General features: G+C 62.4%; 13 protein-coding genes. 3 read left to right on the top strand and 10 right to left on the bottom strand.

Annotation, left to right across the window (positions count from 1 at the left end; all coding sequences use genetic code 11):
* Nucleotides 1-8: 8 nt before the first annotated feature.
* From ACF8K2_RS03590 to ACF8K2_RS03630, 9 genes are all read right to left on the bottom strand, one after another.
* Nucleotides 9-3,197 carry a transporter substrate-binding domain-containing protein gene (locus ACF8K2_RS03590; RefSeq protein ID WP_392463501.1) on the bottom strand — a complete coding sequence of 1,063 codons (3,189 nt, stop codon included), beginning with the start codon at nucleotides 3,195-3,197 and terminating at the stop codon, nucleotides 9-11.
* An 11-nt stretch (nucleotides 3,198-3,208) separates the two neighbouring features.
* A complete protein-coding gene (locus ACF8K2_RS03595) occupies nucleotides 3,209-3,835 on the bottom strand; it encodes a response regulator (RefSeq protein WP_392463502.1) in 627 nt (208 codons plus the stop codon).
* Between the two features lie 29 nt (nucleotides 3,836-3,864).
* Complete coding sequence (locus tag ACF8K2_RS03600; protein ID WP_392463503.1) at nucleotides 3,865-4,731, bottom strand: hypothetical protein; 867 nt, start codon at nucleotides 4,729-4,731, stop codon at nucleotides 3,865-3,867.
* Between the two features lie 332 nt (nucleotides 4,732-5,063).
* Nucleotides 5,064-5,798: a molecular chaperone gene (locus tag ACF8K2_RS03605; protein ID WP_392463504.1), complete on the bottom strand. Its 735-nt coding sequence runs from the start codon at nucleotides 5,796-5,798 to the stop codon at nucleotides 5,064-5,066.
* A 228-nt stretch (nucleotides 5,799-6,026) separates the two neighbouring features.
* The gene (locus ACF8K2_RS03610) at nucleotides 6,027-8,522 is read right to left on the bottom strand and encodes a CS1-pili formation C-terminal domain-containing protein (RefSeq protein ID WP_392463505.1); all 2,496 of its coding nucleotides are present in this window, start codon (nucleotides 8,520-8,522) and stop codon (nucleotides 6,027-6,029) included.
* 93 nt (nucleotides 8,523-8,615) lie between these two features.
* Nucleotides 8,616-9,095 (bottom strand): CS1 type fimbrial major subunit, encoded by a 480-nt coding sequence (locus ACF8K2_RS03615; RefSeq protein WP_392463506.1) that lies wholly within the window; start codon nucleotides 9,093-9,095, stop codon nucleotides 8,616-8,618.
* A gap of 221 nt (nucleotides 9,096-9,316) precedes the next feature.
* Complete coding sequence (locus ACF8K2_RS03620; RefSeq protein WP_186554724.1) at nucleotides 9,317-10,981, bottom strand: cation acetate symporter; 1,665 nt, start codon at nucleotides 10,979-10,981, stop codon at nucleotides 9,317-9,319.
* Nucleotides 10,978-11,289: a DUF485 domain-containing protein gene (locus ACF8K2_RS03625; protein WP_186554723.1), complete on the bottom strand. Its 312-nt coding sequence runs from the start codon at nucleotides 11,287-11,289 to the stop codon at nucleotides 10,978-10,980. The genes ACF8K2_RS03620 and ACF8K2_RS03625 overlap by 4 nt, the downstream gene beginning before the upstream one ends.
* Before the next feature lie 237 nt (nucleotides 11,290-11,526).
* Entirely contained in the window at nucleotides 11,527-12,375 is an 849-nt protein-coding gene (locus tag ACF8K2_RS03630) for a glycine betaine ABC transporter substrate-binding protein (RefSeq protein WP_186554722.1), read from the bottom strand.
* Nucleotides 12,376-12,581: 206 nt separating this feature from the next.
* On the opposite strand from ACF8K2_RS03630, the gene ACF8K2_RS03635 reads away from it, so the two are divergent.
* Nucleotides 12,582-14,141 carry a beta (1-6) glucans synthase gene (locus tag ACF8K2_RS03635; protein ID WP_392463508.1) on the top strand — a complete coding sequence of 520 codons (1,560 nt, stop codon included), beginning with the start codon at nucleotides 12,582-12,584 and terminating at the stop codon, nucleotides 14,139-14,141.
* Between the two features lie 99 nt (nucleotides 14,142-14,240).
* On the opposite strand, the gene ACF8K2_RS03640 is transcribed toward ACF8K2_RS03635, so the two are convergent.
* On the bottom strand, nucleotides 14,241-14,618 hold the full coding sequence (locus tag ACF8K2_RS03640; protein WP_392463509.1) for a hypothetical protein: 378 nt from the start codon (nucleotides 14,616-14,618) through the stop codon (nucleotides 14,241-14,243).
* 230 nt (nucleotides 14,619-14,848) lie between these two features.
* Here ACF8K2_RS03640 and ACF8K2_RS03645 point away from each other — a divergent pair, with 230 nt between their 5' ends.
* The gene (locus ACF8K2_RS03645; protein ID WP_186554719.1) at nucleotides 14,849-16,147 is read left to right on the top strand and encodes a serine/threonine protein kinase; all 1,299 of its coding nucleotides are present in this window, start codon (nucleotides 14,849-14,851) and stop codon (nucleotides 16,145-16,147) included.
* On the top strand, nucleotides 16,140-16,955 hold the full coding sequence (locus ACF8K2_RS03650; RefSeq protein ID WP_264235795.1) for a VacJ family lipoprotein: 816 nt from the start codon (nucleotides 16,140-16,142) through the stop codon (nucleotides 16,953-16,955). Before ACF8K2_RS03645 ends, ACF8K2_RS03650 begins: the two co-directional genes overlap by 8 nt.
* Nucleotides 16,956-17,014 lie beyond the last annotated feature (59 nt).

Consider the following 17,014-nt stretch of genomic DNA (forward strand, 5'->3'; position numbering starts at 1 on the left):
CCGTCCTCTCAGACACTGCGAGCGGCCTGGTTATCCAGTTGCCGCTCAAGGTGTTGCATGGCCTGGCGCAGCGCCTGTACATCGGTGCTCAAGCGCTCACGGGCCAACGGCCGGCTAGCACAACTCTGCTCGACCCGCTCGCACAGCGCCACCAGGTGCAGGACACGGGCGATTCGCGCGCCGCCCTTGACCCGATGGGCAAGTTGCGCCAACTCCAAGGTATCTTCCGCGACCCGCTCCAGGCGTTGCAGGTCTTCGCGGTTACTGGCGCGCAAATCACCAAGTAACGCCTTCAGCGCCGCTTCATCCTTGCCCACCAAACGTTGTAGATGGTCCATATCCAACATCAAGGCATCTTCATCGCTGGTATTGGCCCGGCAACTGGCCAGGGCTTGCAGCAGTTCTTCCAGCCCCAAGGGTTTGAACAGACAATCGTCCATGCCTGCCGCTTGGCAGCGCCGGCGTTCTTGCTCCTGAGCGTTGGCCGTCAGGCCGATCAGGCGGCATGCCGGCCTGCGACTGCGCCGCTCATGCTCGCGAATCGCTCGGGCCAGGGCATGGCCGTTGAGCCGCGGCATGTTGCAGTCACTGATCACCACGTCGAAGTGTTCCTTGAGCCACAGGCGCAGCGCCTGGGCGCCATCTTCGGCGACCCGCGCCTGGTGGCCGAGGTAGTCCAGCTGCTGGGCCAGCAATAGCCGGTTGGCCGGATAGTCGTCGACCACCAGCACCCGCAGGCGCTCGCTGTCGGCGGGAAACAGCAGCACCGGTGTGTCCAGAGTGGGCTCGGCGGGCAGCACTGCCAGGCTCAAGCGGATATCCACCTCGGTGCCCTGGCCCAACACGCTGCGCAGGCGTAGGCGCCCGCCCATCATCTCGCACAGGCTACGACTGATGCCAAGACCCAAGCCGGCACTACAACGCGGCGACTGTTGCTGGTTGCTGGCCTGGCGAAACGGCTGGCCGAGCCCGGCCAACTCGGCCTCGGCAATACCGACCCCGGTATCCTTGATCTGCACTTGCACCGCCAGCCGGCCATCTCGCGGCACGGCGTTGAGGCTGACCGCCACATAGCCTTGGCGGGTGAATTTGATGGCATTGCTCAAGAGGTTGGCCAGCACCTGCTTGAAGCGCAGCGGATCAAGCATCACCTGCGCATCCACCTCGCCATGCATCTGCAAGCGCAACTCCAGGCCCTTGCCACGCGCTTGCTGCTCGAACAACTGCACCACCCGCGCCACCTGCTCGCGCAGACACACCCGCTGTGGCGCCAGGTGCAGATGACCCGCCTCGATACGGGTAATGTCGAGAATATCGCCGATCAGCTCCAGCAAACCGCGCGCAGCATCGGTTGCCACTTCGATCGCCAGGCGGTCGAGCACACCTTGTTCAGCCTTGTGCTGGGCCAGCTCGAGCATGCCCAGCACCGCGTGCAGCGGGGTGCGGATTTCATGGCTCATGGTGGTCAGAAAGCGCGTCTTGGCCTGGTTGGCCGCATCGGCCTGGCGGGTGGCTCGACGCAGCTGAACTTGCAGGCGGCGCAGGTAGCGAATCCACATCAGCGCCAGCAACAGCAACACCAGCGCCAGGCTGAAGCCAAGCAGGATCTTGCCGCGATAGCGGGGCCAGACGCCGTCGGCGACGATCATCGGATTGCGCCAGCGCCGCACCAGTACGTCAGTCTCACGCGGCGCTAGGCTGAGCAAGGCCTTGTTGAGGATGCCCTGCAACTCCACTGAACCTCGGGCGCTGGCCAGGGCAAAATGCGCCGGCGACATCGGCAAGCTGGCACTGATGCGCAAGCGCCCCGGATACCAACGGGCAATCAGCGGACGCGCATCATCGAGCGTCAGCACCGCGGCTGCCGCCTGGCCACGAGCCACCGCCTGCAACGCCGCTACCGGACCGGGCACGATCAGCGGCTCGACCAACGGATAGTGCTGTTTGAGTTCCTCCAGCACATCGCTACCCCACACCGCTGCCAACGGCCTTCCAGTCAACTGCGCGAGATTGCTCGGCGCGCGCGGATCGTCACGGGTAACCAGCACCCGCGAAGCACTGAGATAGGCCCGGCTAAACCCTAGGTACTGCTCAAGCGCAGCACTGCGGGGAATGCCGGCGATCAACTGCGCCTGGCCCTGGCGCACCTGCTCGAGCATGCGCGCAACGCTGCCACCGGCCTCCACTTCAAAGCGCAGGCCGGTACGCCGGCTGATCAACTGCAGGATATCCAGGCTCAAGCCGCGCCACTGCGCTTTGCTATCGCGGTAGCTCAACGGCAGCAAGTGCTCGTCGAGCAACACCTTGACCGATGGGTTTTCGTTCAGCCAACGCAGCTCGCGCTCGTTCAGTTGTAGCGGTTGGGCCTTGTGCGCGTTGGCCGACACCGGGCTCCAGCGTTCACGGATACGTGCATGCTGGCGCTCGGACAACGCTGCCAGGCCGGTATCGACCAAATGTGGCAAGGGCGAGTCAGCTTCAAGCATGGCAAAGCCGATGGCCTGGCGCGGCAAGGCGGCATGGCCGATTTCCTCGATCCCGCTCAACTGACTGCGCCCCAGCACATAGCGTGCGGCCAAGCCATTACCCAGGTACAGATCGGCCTGGCCGAACGCCAACGCAGTCAACGCGCTAAAGGGGCTTGGGTGCAGATGAACCCGGGCCAGCGGGTAATGCTCACTGACCTGCTCCTGGGTCCGATAGCCCTCGACCATCACCAGATCGAAGGGCTCGGCACGCCGGATGCGGGCGCGCAGGTCCTGTTCCTGGGCCATCAATAACGGCCGGTCTTCACCATACGGCCGCGACAGGCGCAGGTTCGCCTGCAACGCCTGCTGGGCAGTCACCGAGGCGAGAAGATCGATCTGGCCGTCGCGCAATGCCCTGACCGCCTCGGCGAACGAGGCAAACACCTGCACGCTCATTTCAAGGTTCATCTGCTCGGCCAACAGCCCTGCGTAATCGGCGCTGATGCCCTCATAGGCCTGACCGGTACCGAGTATGTCGTAGGGCGGGTTCTCCCGATTAAGCACACCCAAACGCAGCTGGCGCCGCTCCCACAGCCAACGCAGTTGGCTGCTGTCCGGCTCCGGTCGCGGTCCATCCAGGCTGGCGCGGGCATGCAATACCGGTGCGGCGGCGACCGGCAGCCACACCCAGGCAAACCACACTGCCAGTAACAGGGCACTCAGGCGCACCAGTAAGGCATTCAGATGAGCAGGTTGCGGCGGGCAAAGTCCGCCAGGTCGATCAGCGAGTTGACCCGCAGCTTCTCCAGCAGGCGAGCCTTGTAGGTACTGATGGTCTTGTTGCTCAGCAGCATCGCCTCGCCGATGGCTTTGTTGCTCAAGCCCCGCGCCAGCTGCTGCAAAACCATCAGTTCGCGGTCGGTGAGGCTGGCGATGCACTGGGCTTCGGTGGCCTTCAGGTCCTGGCTATGCACCGAGCTCAGGGCCACTTCCGGAAAATAGGTATAGCCGGACATCACCGCGCGTACCGCCTTGTTCAACTCGCAAAGGTCGTCGGTTTTCGACACGAAACCCGCAGCGCCTGCCTGCATGCAGCGCAGAGAGTAGGCCTCAGCCAACTGCGAGGTGAGCACCAGGGACTTGGCCGGATGCTCCAAGCCGCGGATCCTGGCAATGACATCCAGGCCATCGAGGCCAGGCATGGTGATGTCGAGGATCACCAGGTCGGGCCGGTGTTCGCGCACCAGGCGAACCGCATCGATGCCGTTGTCTGCCTGCCCGACCACCTCGACCTGTTCCTGGCGCAGCAGCAGGCATACCGTGGAGCGGATGAATGGATGATCATCAACCACCAAGGCTGTGTACATAGGCGACCTCGCGAGTGGTGCCGGGCAGGCTAGAGTTCGGCATCGAACACCACCGTGACCTGGCCTGTGTAGGTGCTGCCGGGGTGGGCAAGCATTGTGCTGACATCGCCCTTGGCGACTTCGAAATGCAAATGCCCGGGACGATTGAGAGTGGGTTGCGCGGCATCCAGTTGCAGGGCTGCGGCGGGTCCGGTTGGCAGTACCAGGCGTTCGACCGGGCGGTTTTGATATTGAATGCCAGGCGGCAGGCTCAAGGCGACCTCCACCGGCACCTGGTGGCTGGCATCGTTAATGATCGCGCAGCGCACGTCGGCCTGGTACTGGCAGAGCTTGTAGACTTTGAACGGGCCGGTCGACCACAGCCGAAATGGCAGATCACGGTACACACGGCCTGGTGCTCGGCCACCAGCGAGCCAGGCGCTCCAGCCGTTTCTGGGCTCCAGCACGGCCTTCTCCGAGCCTGGGGCGAACTCGAACAGAAATGCATGCTGCACATCCAGCTCGAAGTTGATCGTCAGCGTATCGCCACTGAGCGCCGAGACGTCGTTGCCGAAGTCGAAGTCGCCACCGGGGCCAATGCTGTAGGTGACGCTGCCGCGGTAGATGCCGGCTCGCAGGCGGTAAGGGGGAGGAATATCGAGGGTATAGGTGACCCCTGTACCTTCGACCTGGACGTTTTCCACAGTGCCTGGCCTTGGATCGTAATGGGTAGACCAGCACCCGCCCGGTGACAGCGGATCGTTGAGGTACCAGACATAGAAATACGTCTTGAGGTTTTGCCAGCCCAACCCCGCGCCTTTTCTGCATGGCCCATCGACGGTCACTCTGTTCACCGGGTTGCGATAGTAGATGGTGCTGACAACCCGTTGCCCCACCGAGTTGAACTGAAAAGTCATTCGTCGTGACTCACCCGTTTGCTCGTGATAAACGTCGACGCTCCTCTGCCCCGGTAGTTTCACGTAAAACTGGTCTCGCGGATCAGGTGCTGACTGCACCGTGCGTTTGGCGTACGTGATCGGCAGGTCCACGGTCGCCCTCTCATTACACAGCGACCCAAAGTGACGACAAAACGACGCTGGCGGCGTGGTGTTTTCAAATCGCCCGGAACCCCCGCCGCGATACTGCGCCGTCAGCGTTGTTTCCACGGCACTGGCCGAAAGCGCGGTCATTGCCAGCACCAAGCCGCCGCTGTAACGGCTCAGGCGCTTTTGCCATGAGTTCGAGACGCTCATCCCTCTACCACCATGTCTTTGTGCTCACTGCCTTCGTGCAGCTCGAATTGATGCACCTTGCCTATCTGCCCATCGAAGTCGCGACTGCGCCCCGGGAGCAGGTGGTGCTTGGTTGCCGCCTCGCACCCCTGTCCGGCAGCCTGGCACTGGCGAAAGTGATCGAGGACCACGGTGCTATTGCCTTCGTTGCTCACCGTCAGCCGGCCGCCGTGGCGTTGCACGGGCGTTAGGAAACGGGTTTGGCCGGGGCGCACGAACAGGATCGAGCCATAGCCGGCCAACAGGTTGACCCCGGCCTTGAGGCTGTCGCGATACTGCTCGGCCTCCTGTTCGTTGACCGCAAAGCCATCGCCCGATTCGGGCAGCACCGGCACGAAGCGCAGGCGGAAGTAGCGCTCCTGGTCACGCGCCCCTCGATACAGCAGGCGCACCGCTTGCATGCCCTGGGCCGGGACGATCAGTCGGGCCGGACTGGCCACCAGGCCGCGCTGCTCAAGTGGCAGGCCATCGGTGGCGATTTCGCGAGGCACGCCGTCCTTGTCATAGACCAGCTCGGCCACACTGATCTTGACGAACGCGGTGGTGTCGCCACTGTTGCGCACCCGCTTGAGCAGGGTGCTCTTGCCACTGTCGAGGTAGTCGTACAGGGCGCCGACGTTGAGCTCCGGCGCAGCGCGTGAGGCCAGCGGGGTGAGCAGCAGGATCAACAGGATCAGCCTGGGGATGGTCATGATTAGGGGTCTCTTTTTAGGCATAACGAGAGTATTGATACAGTGGCGTTGATGGCTATGGTCTAGGTCGCGGGATTGCTCCTAAAACCAGTTCGGAAAATTCCCAAGTGCAGCTCTGAAATTGGTGATTGCGTTGAGCATATGGGCGCCAGTGCCGGCCTCATCGCGGGGCAAGCCCGCTCCCACTGGCTTTCACGTTTCCTGTCGCGCGATAGGGCCAGCACTGACTCAACCGCGCCCGTTACCCGCTACATCGCCCACCCCGGCCAGGCTCGTCGGACTGCAGGTCTGATCCCCTGCCAGCACCACGTCGCCTTCGCGCTCCAGCACCAGCAGGTCGAGGCTGAGCAAACAGGCCGCCGCGCCGTGCTGGTGAACCTCAAGGCTCGGGGTCGCTTCGCTCATCTCTACGGCGAAGAACCCATCGGCTTCACTCACCGTGCGGCTGGCGTGATTGATCACCTGAGCCCCCCGCAGCGGCCTACCCTTGACGTCGATCAGGCGGCCAATCACGGTCACGGTGCGCAGCACACGCAACTGTCGATAGGCGATCCCGCCGCGGTTGAGGTGGTAATCGAGGCTCGAGGGTTGGATCACTGCCGCAGTCGCCTCGCTGCCTTCAAAATCGAACTGCACATGGCCAGCCTTATAGGCCGCTACCGGAATCACGTTGCGCCCAGGGCGCAGGCTGGCGGTGCTGCCGTTGGGATCGTCGGCGCGCAGCTCCAGGCCATCCAGATCCGTCTCGACATCGACGATCAAACCGGCCTGATGCGGCAAGTACTGGCCACTCAGCGCCGCCTTGCCATCGCCCACCGCGAGCAGGCTCTGCATGTTCAAGCCACCATTGAACTCGCCGCTGTAGGACGAGCGCTGGACATAGGCATCGCCATGCATCACCTGGTTTTCAAACTGGGTATCGCCGCCCAGGCCAACGCCATAGCGGTCAGCGCTGGCAGTCAGGCCAAGGCTGCGCAACGGGCCGATGTCGACATCCTGCTGGTAGGCCAGCGAGGCATTCAGATCACGCCCACCCTCACGAGACGTGCGGGTACCGACACTGGCCGACAGCCGCCGCCCGCCGCCGCCCAGGCTCATGCTCAAGCTCAGGTTGACCCCGCGACTGCGCGCCTGGCTGGTACCCACCGTGCCAGGTCGATCGAACAGTGACAGGCGCCAGTTGGCGTCCGACCCCAGCACCCGGCCGAAGTACGACCATCCCAGGTCGACCCCCATACCTTCGCTGGCGCCACTGCTGTGGGAAATGCGCAGGCTGGCAGTGTTGCGCGGATCAAGGCGATGGTTGAGCGACAGCGAGGATTGCGTCTGCCTCTCTACGAACGCCGCACTGCGCGCTTGCCGCGGGCGCGACAACCACGAACGGCTGTGGCTGGCGACCAACGAACCGCTGTCATAGGTGTGAATGGCCTGCAGGTCGTAACCGTTGCCGTAGCCTTGGGCCTGGAACACATTGGCAAAGAGCTTGAAACGGTCGTACAGGTCCCAGTCCAGCGAGGTGCCGTATTGCATCATCTGGTCGATACGCTGGGCCGACAGACCAACAATCGCCCGTGGGTGCAGCAGGTAGTTGGCCAACACGCCAGCGCTGAGGCTGTCGTCATGCTCGCGCTGCCAGTTGCTCAGCAGGCTGCTCTGCCGGCCTAGATAGACGTTGTAGCGCCACGGCGCATCGGTGCTGCGCCAGTTGCTGGGTTTGTAGATGAAGGCCTGACTGCGCGAGGTAACCTGGCCGTCCTCCACCAGGCGAACTTCAATTTCGTAGATGCCGCCAGGCAACACCTTGGTGTCGAGGGTTTGCAACCCGGGTTGCACCGGCTGGCTGTTGATCAGTACACCGTTGCGATAAATCTCAGCCACTGCCGGGCGATCAGGGGTGACGTAGATAGGCGTGGCACTGGGGGCGCCATTGTCGATGGCCAGGCCGTCGCTGCTGCCGAACATCAGGCCAAGCGTGGTATCGGTGCTGGCACCCATCAGCCGGGGCTGGCGGGTCAAGCCTTGGGCGCTAGGGGTGAAGTAGCCCAGGCGATAGAAGTTATCTTCAACCAGGCGCTCGGCGTAGAGCTGGTCGAGGCGGTAGCGGGTGCCTTGTTCGCTATCGCTGCCACGGTCGAGCTGGCCGTCGGCCAAGGCGGTCCAGTTGCCGATACTGCCTTGCCCTTGCATGGCGTAACGCCCCGTAGTACCACGCCCATCCCCCACCAGATTGAGCTGATTACGCAACAGCAGGCCATAACTGCCCTGAGCCGGGAGTTGATGAAAGCGTTCAACACCTGCTTGCACTTCAGCCTGATTGGTCAATAACGACAACTGTGAATTGACCAGGCTGTAGTGCACTGCGCGTAACCCATCAGGGCAATCGGACTGGCAGTCTCCCAATGGCCGGGCATTGCTCAAGCGCTCACGCCACAGACGACGCACACGCTCGGGCTCGCGGCTCTCTTGGGTATCGGTGAATTCGATCAGCTGCACACGTTGGTCGCGGCTGAGCACGACCATGGCATCGCCCAGATAGCGGCCATCCAGGTCGACCCGCACCGCCAAGGGCACGTCGAAGAAATGCGCCTCGAATTCACGCGGCAGGCCGTCGATGCGCCCCAGCGCCGTCGCCGCAGCATTTGCTCCACAGGGCAAGGTGGCCAGGCAGACAGCCAATGGCAGCCAACAGCGCAGGACGGCGATGGAGGGGTATTTGATTGGCATGAGCGTCGCTTACAGGCAATACCCCCCCTCCCCTCGACAGGCGTGGAGGACAAGGAGGGCAACAACGAATGGGTTAACCGATAACTGCCCGCTTCAAGGCGCAGCGGTTTCAAACATCATGCTGACCAAGCCTTGGTAGCTGCCCGGCACATAACCGGTGGTAGGCGCGGCTTGGGCATGCACTTCAAAGCCAACGGTGGTGCCGGGGGCAGCCAGGGCCGCACTGACCACTTCGGTCGGCGTGGTCTTGAGCACGGTGCCGGCAACCTTGACATCCAGGCCGATGTTGTTGACGCCGCTGGCAATGACAGCAGGCGACACTAGGTAGGCGGTAATCGGCCCCACGGTGCTCTTGACCTGCAACTCCTTGCGAATCGGTTCTAGCTTGGATTGATAGGAGTTCCAGGTCATCTCTTGCGGGTCGTTCATCCAGTTGCCGCCCACAGGCTCGACAAAGAACGCTCCAGTGGGGATCTGAGCGGTGACCTGGACCTGCTTCTCGATCGGGTCAATGGCAAAAGCCGAAGTGGCGCAGCACATGGCCAGGGGAAGGGCGAATAACGTACGTTTCACGAATCTGATCTCCTTGAAGGGCTAATGCCTGCCGGGGGTTTCCCGGTCAGCAAGGAGATTATTCAGGATCGATTCGTCGCGATGAGTAAGACCGTTCCGAGCGGGCTTCGGAAATTTCCCAGCGACCTCAAAACGCCATCAAACTGGCTTGCAAGGCGGATCAGCCATTCACAAACGACAACGCCCCGACTAGCGGGGCGTTGTGGCACTGCATGCAAGGATTAGTGGGAAACCGCGCCACTGGCACCCAGGCCAGTCTGCGAACGCACGAACTGCGGGAAGAACAACGCACGTTCGTTTTCAGCAGCCTTGGACTTGTCGGTGACCGAGAAGAACCAGATCCCGACGAAGGCGATGATCATCGAGAACAGCGCTGGGTACTCGTAAGGGTAGATGGCTTTCTCATGACCGAGGATCTGCACCCAGATGGTTGGGCCAAGGATCATCAGGCCCACTGCACTGACCAGGCCCAACCAGCCGCCGATCATGGCGCCGCGGGTGGTGAGTTTCTTCCAGTACATCGAGAGCAGCAGTACCGGGAAGTTGCAGCTGGCGGCAATGGAGAAGGCCAGGCCGACCATGAAGGCGATGTTCTGTTTCTCGAACAGAATGCCCAGGCCGATCGCCAGTACGCCGAGGGCGATGGTGGTGATCTTCGAGACGCGGATCTCGTCCTTGTCGTTGGCCTTGCCTTTGCGCCAGACGCTGGCGTACAGGTCATGGGATACCGCCGAGGCACCGGCCAGGGTCAGGCCAGCGACCACCGCCAGGATAGTGGCGAAGGCCACCGCCGAGATGAAGCCGAGGAAGATACTGCCACCCACGGCATCGGCCAGGTGCACCGCCGCCATGTTGTTACCGCCCAGCAACGCGCCAGCGGCGTCCTTGAAGTCTGGGTTGGTGCTGACCAGCAAGATCGCGCCGAAGCCGATGATGAAGGTCAGGATGTAGAAGTAGCCGATGAAACCGGTGGCGTACAGCACGCTCTTGCGCGCTTCCTTGGCGTCGCTGACGGTGAAGAAGCGCATCAGGATGTGCGGCAGGCCAGCGGTACCGAACATCAGTGCCAGGCCCAGGGAGAACGCCGAGATCGGGTCTTTGACCAAACCGCCCGGGCTCATGATCGCCTCACCTTTGGCGTGCACCTTGATCGCTTCGGTGAACAGGGTGTTGAAGTCAAAGCCCACGTGCTTCATCACCATCAGCGCCATGAAACTGGCACCCGACAGCAGCAGCACGGCCTTGATGATCTGTACCCAGGTGGTGGCGAGCATGCCGCCGAACAGCACGTACATGCACATCAGGATGCCGACCAGGATCACCGCAACGTGGTAGTCCAGGCCGAACAGCAGCTCGATCAGCTTGCCCGCGCCGACCATCTGCGCGATCAGGTAGAAGGCCACTACCACCAGCGAGCCGGACGCCGACAGGGTGCGGATTTCCTTTTGCCCGAGGCGATACGAGGCCACGTCGGCGAAGGTGTATTTACCCAGGTTGCGCAGGCGCTCGGCGATCAGGAAGAGAATGATCGGCCAGCCGACCAAGAAGCCGATCGAGTAGATCAGGCCATCGTAGCCGGAGGTGAATACCAGGGCGGAAATCCCCAGGAACGAGGCTGCCGACATGTAGTCACCGGCAATGGCCAGACCGTTCTGGAAGCCGGTGATCTTGCCGCCGGCGGCATAGTAGTCGGAGGCTGATTTGTTGCGTTTGGACGCCCAGTAGGTAATCCCCAGGGTGAACAGGACGAAGGCCAGGAACATGACGATGGCAGACATGTTGAGCGGCTGTTTCTGCACCTCGCCGGTGAGCGCATCAGCGGCCCACACAGCGGGTGCAAAAACGCCGCAGGCCAGGACGGCCAGGGCTTTGGCTTGGCGGATCATTGCTTGGCCTCCTCGAGGATTGCCTTGTTCAACTCATCGAACTCGCCGTTGGCACGACGCACATAGATGGCGGTGAGGATGAAGGCCGAGAGGATCAGGCCGACACCGAGGGGAATGCCCCAGGTGATCGACGAGTCCGGGCTCAGCTTGGCGCCGAGAATTTGCGGGCCATAGGCGATGAGGAGGATGAAGCCGCAGTAGAGGCCGAGCATGATCGCCGAGAGAATCCAGGCGAAGCGTTCGCGTTTGGTGACCAGTTCCTTGAAGCGCGGACTGTTCTGTATCGAGAGGTAAATGCTGTCGTTCATTGTTTTTGTCCTAGCAGCACAGATTAGGGATAACCCGCCTGTAACTTTATGCTGCCGTTGGACGCCAACCAGACGACCTTAGTCTTAGATGCAACGGTGTTTTGCAGATTTGGTAACAACAGACAGGCCAGGGTCGCCCTTTTCGCGGGCAAGCCCGCTCCCACAGCGTTCGATGAAGGCCCTGTGGGAGCGGGCTTGCCCGCGAAGAAAACACACTGGCCGCTATGCCTTACTCGCTCATTTGCCAGTCCACTCGGCAACCCGCTCCGGATGCTTGGCCACCCAGTCCTTGGCCGCCTGGTCAGGCTTGGCGCCATCTTGAATCGCCAGCATCACCTCACCGATCTCATCCTTGGACTGCCACTGGAATTTCTTCAGGAATGCCGCCACTTCCGGCGCCTTCTTGTCCAGCTCCTTGCTGCCGATGCTGTTGACGGTCTCAGCCGCGCCGTACACGCCTTTAGGGTCTTCCAGGAACTTGAGTTTCCATTTGGCGAACATCCAGTGCGGTACCCAACCGGTCACCGCGATCGACTGCTGCTTGGGATAGGCCCGGCCCAGTTCGGCGGTCATGCCCGCTCCGGAGCTGGCCTGCAACTTGTAGCCCGTCAGGTCGTAGTCCTTGATGGCCTGTTCGGTCTTGATCATCACCCCGGAGCCTGCGTCGATGCCGACGATCTTCTGCTTGAAGGTGTCGTCGGTCTTGAGGTCTTCGATGCTGGTGGCTTTGACGTACTCAGGGACGATCAGGCCAATCTTGGCATCCTTGAAGTTGGGGCCGTAGTCGACCACCTTGTCCTTGTTCTTGGTCCAGTACTCACCATGGGTGACCGGCAGCCAGGCCGAGAGCATGGCGTCGAGTTTACCGGTGGCAACCCCCTGCCACATGATGCCGGCGGCCACCGCCTGCAGTTTCACGTCATAACCGAGCTTCTGCTTGATTACTTCGGCGGCCACGTTAGTGGTCGCCACGCTGTCGGCCCAACCATCTACGTAACCAATGCTCACTTCTTTGGCCATTGCCTGCGCAGCGCTCATGGCCAACACCAGGGCGGATCCCACGCCCAGGAAACGTCGCATATTCATCAAAGCATCCCCTCGTCAGGTCTTGGAGATTGCATCATCAACCTGCCACACAGGTCGACCTGCTCTATCAGCGACCTCCACCCCAATCAGATGCGACAGCACTTGGCCATTAGCGTCATCGGCCCGCCCTGCCCTGCGCGATCCTTGCATGCCAATGCGTTGGCGCCGGGCATTTGCGGCTATCATCTAGCCCTTTGCGCCTGACGATGGACCGCCTGATGCCCAGTTCCGCCCGCTTGCTACTGCCCCTTTACCTCCTCGCCTGTCTGCTCGCCTTGCTCGGGCTCGGGGCGCTCTGGTACGGGCTGGGCAAGCCGGTGCTGCTGCCCGATGCGGCCAGCCCCACGCATAAACTGCAATGCGCCTCGTACACCCCGTTCGATAAAGACCAGTCGCCGTTCGACCAGCCGTTCCGCCTGCGCCCGGCGCGCATGGACGCTGACCTGGCGCTGCTGGCGATGCGTTTTCAGTGCATCCGCACCTATTCGATGACCGGTCTTGAGGCGATTCCGGCTTTGGCGCGCAAGCATGGGCTGAAGCTGATGATCGGCGCCTGGGTCAATGCCAACGCTGCCGACACCGACAAGGAAGTCGAGCTGCTGATCGCCTCGGCCAACGCCAACCCGGATGTGGTCAGCGCGGTGATCGTCGGCAACGAGGCGCTGCTGCGCAAGGAAGTTACGGGTGCTCGCTTGGCTGAGCTGATCGCCCGGGTGAAGAGTCGTGTGACCGTGCCGGTGACCTATGCCGATGTCTGGGAGTTCTGGTTGCAGCATCCACAAGTGGCGCCTGCGGTGGACTTTCTGACCATCCACCTGCTGCCCTACTGGGAAGATGACCCCAGCGGGATCGACCAGGCCCTGGCGCATGTCGCCGAGGTTCGGCGGGTGTTCGGCACGCGCTTTGCGCCCAAGGACGTGATGATCGGCGAGACCGGCTGGCCCAGCGAGGGGCGCCAGCGCGAGACGGCGGTGCCGAGCCGGGTCAATGAGGCACTGTTCATTCGTGGTTTTGTCGCCATGGCCGAGCGCAATGGCTGGAGCTACAACTTGATCGAAGCCTTCGACCAACCGTGGAAGCGCGCCAGCGAGGGCGCGGTGGGTGGTTACTGGGGGCTGTATGACGCCGATCGCCAGGACAAAGGGGTGCTTGAAGGGCCGGTGAGCAACCTGGCGCTGTGGCCGCAGTGGTTGCTGGCGAGTGTGTTGTTGCTGATCGCGGTGCTGCTGCTGGCTGGCCGGCCGGCCGATCCGCGTGCGGCATTGTTGCTGCCGCTGTTGGCAGCGATTGGTGCCGGTAGCCTGGGGCTATGGGGCGAGCTGATGCGCACCAACGCGCGGTTTGCTGGCGAGTGGCTGTGGGCGGTGTTGCTGGCGGGGCTGAATCTGCTGGTGCTGGCGCATGCGGCGCTGGCCTTGGCGCAGCGTAGCGGCTGGCGCCAGCGGCTGTTCGCCTGGCTTGAGGCGCGGGCTGGGTGGTGGCTGCTGGCGGCAGGGTTCGCTGCGGCAGTGAGCATGCTGGCGATGGTGGTTGATCCGCGCTATCGCAGTTTTCCCAGTGCGGCCTTGTTGCTGCCGGCGTTGGTTTATCTGCTGCGACCCGTGCCAGCGCGGCGGGCTGAGGTGGCCTTGCTGGCGTTTATCGTAGGCGCAGGGGTTGCACCGCAGTTGTTCCGGGAAGGGTTGCACAATCAACAGGCTTGGGTCTGGGCGGGGGTCAGTGTTTTGATGACTGCAGCGTTATGGCGCAGTCTGCGCAAGATTTGAGCCTGCTATCGCGGGGCAAGCCCGCTCCCACGCCATGACCTGTATGGAAAACTGCGTGGGAGCGGGCTTGTCCCGCGATGAGGGCTGCGCAGTCTCCGCTTAACCGACCTTGCTCGGCACTGGCTGACGCACCAACCGCAACCCAGCCAACACCACCGCAAACACCGCAATGCTGGCGGTGTACAGCACTAACGCCGGGATCCCGAACAGCAACGCCAGCGCCGCCAGAATCCATCCGGCCCGCCCCGCCAGCAACTGCGCCAACAGCGCCAAGCCCAGCCCGGCCCAGGCAATCACCTGAAAATGAATCGCCAACCCCAGCAGCGAGCGCAGCTGGCATTGCCAGTACTCCCCCGGCACGCCGCACAGGCCGACCCACTGGGCGTCTTCCATCAGCCCATAACGCACGCCATAGCTCGCTGCCAGCCATAACGGCAAGCACAGCAGCAAGACAATCACAGGCAATGAACGGGGCATGACGATCTCCGGGTGGTAATAACAATGCGCAAGCATAACCCTGTGCAACATCTGTGCAAGGCAAGAACGCCCGCCACCAGCTATGTTGCACAGAAGCACCGTTGCCGCGCTGTTGTAAGGCGCGGCAATATCCAGCGCGACGGACAACCGTGCACTGGGCAACTTTGTACAGGCCGCCATTGTCAGAGCCTGGGTATCGCACCGCCTTGCTGATTTTTCTGGGGGATTCAATGCTTCGATCAATGCGCCTCGCCGCCCTCCTGGGTGGCCTGCTACTGGCTGCGGCCGCCTCGGCGCGGGACATCGACGCCGCCAGCTACGGTTTTCCCTTGACCAACCCGTTCGAGGCGACCATTGCCACCACCCCGCCCGAACAACGACCGACCCTGCCCAGTGACGAAGACATCACTCAAGCCGACTACAGCCTGAACCTGCGCCCGGAGCGCGCCTTCACCCTGCCCGATAACTTCTGGCCAGTAAAAAAACTCAAGTACCGCCTGGCCCGCCAGGACCGCGAGGCGCCGCTGATGTTCATCATCGCCGGCACCGGCGCCCCCTACTCCAGCACCATCAACGAATACCTGAAGAAGCTCTACTACCAGGAAGGCTTCCACGTCGTGCAGCTGTCGTCACCGACCAGCTGGGACTTCATGAGCGCCGCCTCGCGCTTCGCCACCCCCGGCATCACTTCAGAGGACGCCGAGGACCTGTACCGGGTCATGCAGGCGGTACGCGCCCAGCATCCGCGCTTGCCAGTCAGCGACTTCTACCTCACCGGCTACAGCCTGGGCGCACTGGATGCGGCGTTCGTCAGCCACCTGGATGAAACCCGGCGCAGCTTCAACTTCAAGCGGGTGCTGCTGCTCAATCCGCCGGTCAATCTCTATACCTCGGTCAGCAACCTGGACAAACTGGTGCAGACCCAGGTCAAGGGCATCGACCGCAGCACCACCTTCTATGAGTTGATGCTGGAAAAGCTCACGCTGTACTTCCAGGAAAAGGGCTACATCGACCTCAATGACGCCCTGCTGTACGACTTCCAGAAGTCGCGCCAGCACCTGTCCAACGAGCAGATGGCGATGCTGATCGGCACTTCGTTCCGCTTCTCGGCGGCCGATATCGCGTTTACCTCCGACCTGATCAATCGCCGCGGCCTGATCACCCCACCGAAACAGCCGATCACCGAAGGCAGCACCCTGACCCCGTGGTTCAAGCGCGCCTTGCAGTGCGACTTCGAGTGCTACCTGACCGAGCAAGTCATCCCCATGTGGCGGGCCCGCACCGATGGCGGCAGCGTGCTGCAGCTGGTCGATCAGGTCAGCCTATATGCGCTGGCCGATTACCTGCACAACACGCCGAAAATCGAGGTCATGCACAACGCCGACGACGTCATCCTCGGCCCTGGCGATATCGGTTTTCTGCGCAAGGTGTTTGGCGATCGCCTGACCCTGTACCCGCACGGCGGCCATTGCGGCAACCTCAATTACCGCGTCAACAGCGACGCCATGCTGGAGTTCTTCCGTGGTTAAAAGACTGCTGCTCGTCACCGCCCTGTTCGCTGCCGGCCATGCCATGGCGGCGGAGATCGCGCCGCGCACCAGCGTGATCGAAGCCGACCCGGTGGTTACCCCCCAAGCAGAAAGCGATGGCTTTCTCGATCCGATGCGCGCGCTGAAATTCAACCCTGGGCTCGACCAGCGTGAATTCGAACGTTCGACCCTGACTGCGCTCAACGTCTACGACCCGCTGGAGTCGATGAACCGGCGCATCTATCACTTCAACTATCGCTTCGACCAGTGGGTGCTGCTACCAGCGGTCAAGGGCTACACCGCCATCACCCCGCGCTTCTTGCGCACCGGGGTGAGCAACTTCTTCAACAACCTGGGTGATGTGCCCAACCTGTTCAACAGCGTGTTCCAGCTCAAGGGCAAGCGCTCGGCGGAGATCACCGCGCGGTTGATGTTCAACACCATCATCGGGGTCGGCGGCCTGTGGGACCCGGCGACCAAGATGGGCCTGCCCCGCCAGAGCGAAGACTTTGGCCAGACCCTGGGCTTCTATGGCGTGCCCGATGGGCCATACATCATGCTGCCGATCCTGGGCCCGTCGAACCTGCGCGATACCACCGGGGTGGTGGTCGATTATGCTGGCGAGCAGGCGATCAACTTCCTCAATGTGGCCGAGGCCAGCACCGATCATCCGGAGATTTTCTTCGTCAGGGCGGTGGATAAGCGCTATACCACAGCCTTCCGCTATGGGCAGCTGAACTCGCCGTTCGAGTACGAGAAAGTGCGCTACGTGTATACCCAGGCGCGCAAGTTGCAGATTGCTGAGTAGGGAGGGTCAATACCGGCCCTATCGCGGGGCAAGCCCGCTCCCACGTGCTGGTCGAACGA

The organism is Pseudomonas sp. xss_2 (assembly GCF_043104195.1).
Lineage (GTDB): Bacteria > Pseudomonadota > Gammaproteobacteria > Pseudomonadales > Pseudomonadaceae > Aquipseudomonas > Aquipseudomonas urmiensis.

Excerpts from the sequence above, each read along its gene's own strand:
- ACF8K2_RS03625 (WP_186554723.1), bottom strand. The coding sequence starts at position 11,289 with ATGAACGACAGCATTTACCTCTCGATACAGAACAGTCCGCGCTTCAAG.
- ACF8K2_RS03600 (WP_392463503.1), bottom strand. The coding sequence starts at position 4,731 with ATGACTTTTCAGTTCAACTCGGTGGGGCAACGGGTTGTCAGCACCATC.
- ACF8K2_RS03640 (WP_392463509.1), bottom strand. The coding sequence starts at position 14,618 with ATGCCCCGTTCATTGCCTGTGATTGTCTTGCTGCTGTGCTTGCCGTTA.
- ACF8K2_RS03610 (WP_392463505.1), bottom strand. The coding sequence starts at position 8,522 with ATGCCAATCAAATACCCCTCCATCGCCGTCCTGCGCTGTTGGCTGCCA.
- ACF8K2_RS03595 (WP_392463502.1), bottom strand. The coding sequence starts at position 3,835 with ATGTACACAGCCTTGGTGGTTGATGATCATCCATTCATCCGCTCCACG.
- ACF8K2_RS03635 (WP_392463508.1), top strand. The coding sequence starts at position 12,582 with ATGGACCGCCTGATGCCCAGTTCCGCCCGCTTGCTACTGCCCCTTTAC.
- ACF8K2_RS03620 (WP_186554724.1), bottom strand. The coding sequence starts at position 10,981 with ATGATCCGCCAAGCCAAAGCCCTGGCCGTCCTGGCCTGCGGCGTTTTT.
- ACF8K2_RS03605 (WP_392463504.1), bottom strand. The coding sequence starts at position 5,798 with ATGACCATCCCCAGGCTGATCCTGTTGATCCTGCTGCTCACCCCGCTG.
- ACF8K2_RS03630 (WP_186554722.1), bottom strand. The coding sequence starts at position 12,375 with ATGAATATGCGACGTTTCCTGGGCGTGGGATCCGCCCTGGTGTTGGCC.
- ACF8K2_RS03645 (WP_186554719.1), top strand. The coding sequence starts at position 14,849 with ATGCTTCGATCAATGCGCCTCGCCGCCCTCCTGGGTGGCCTGCTACTG.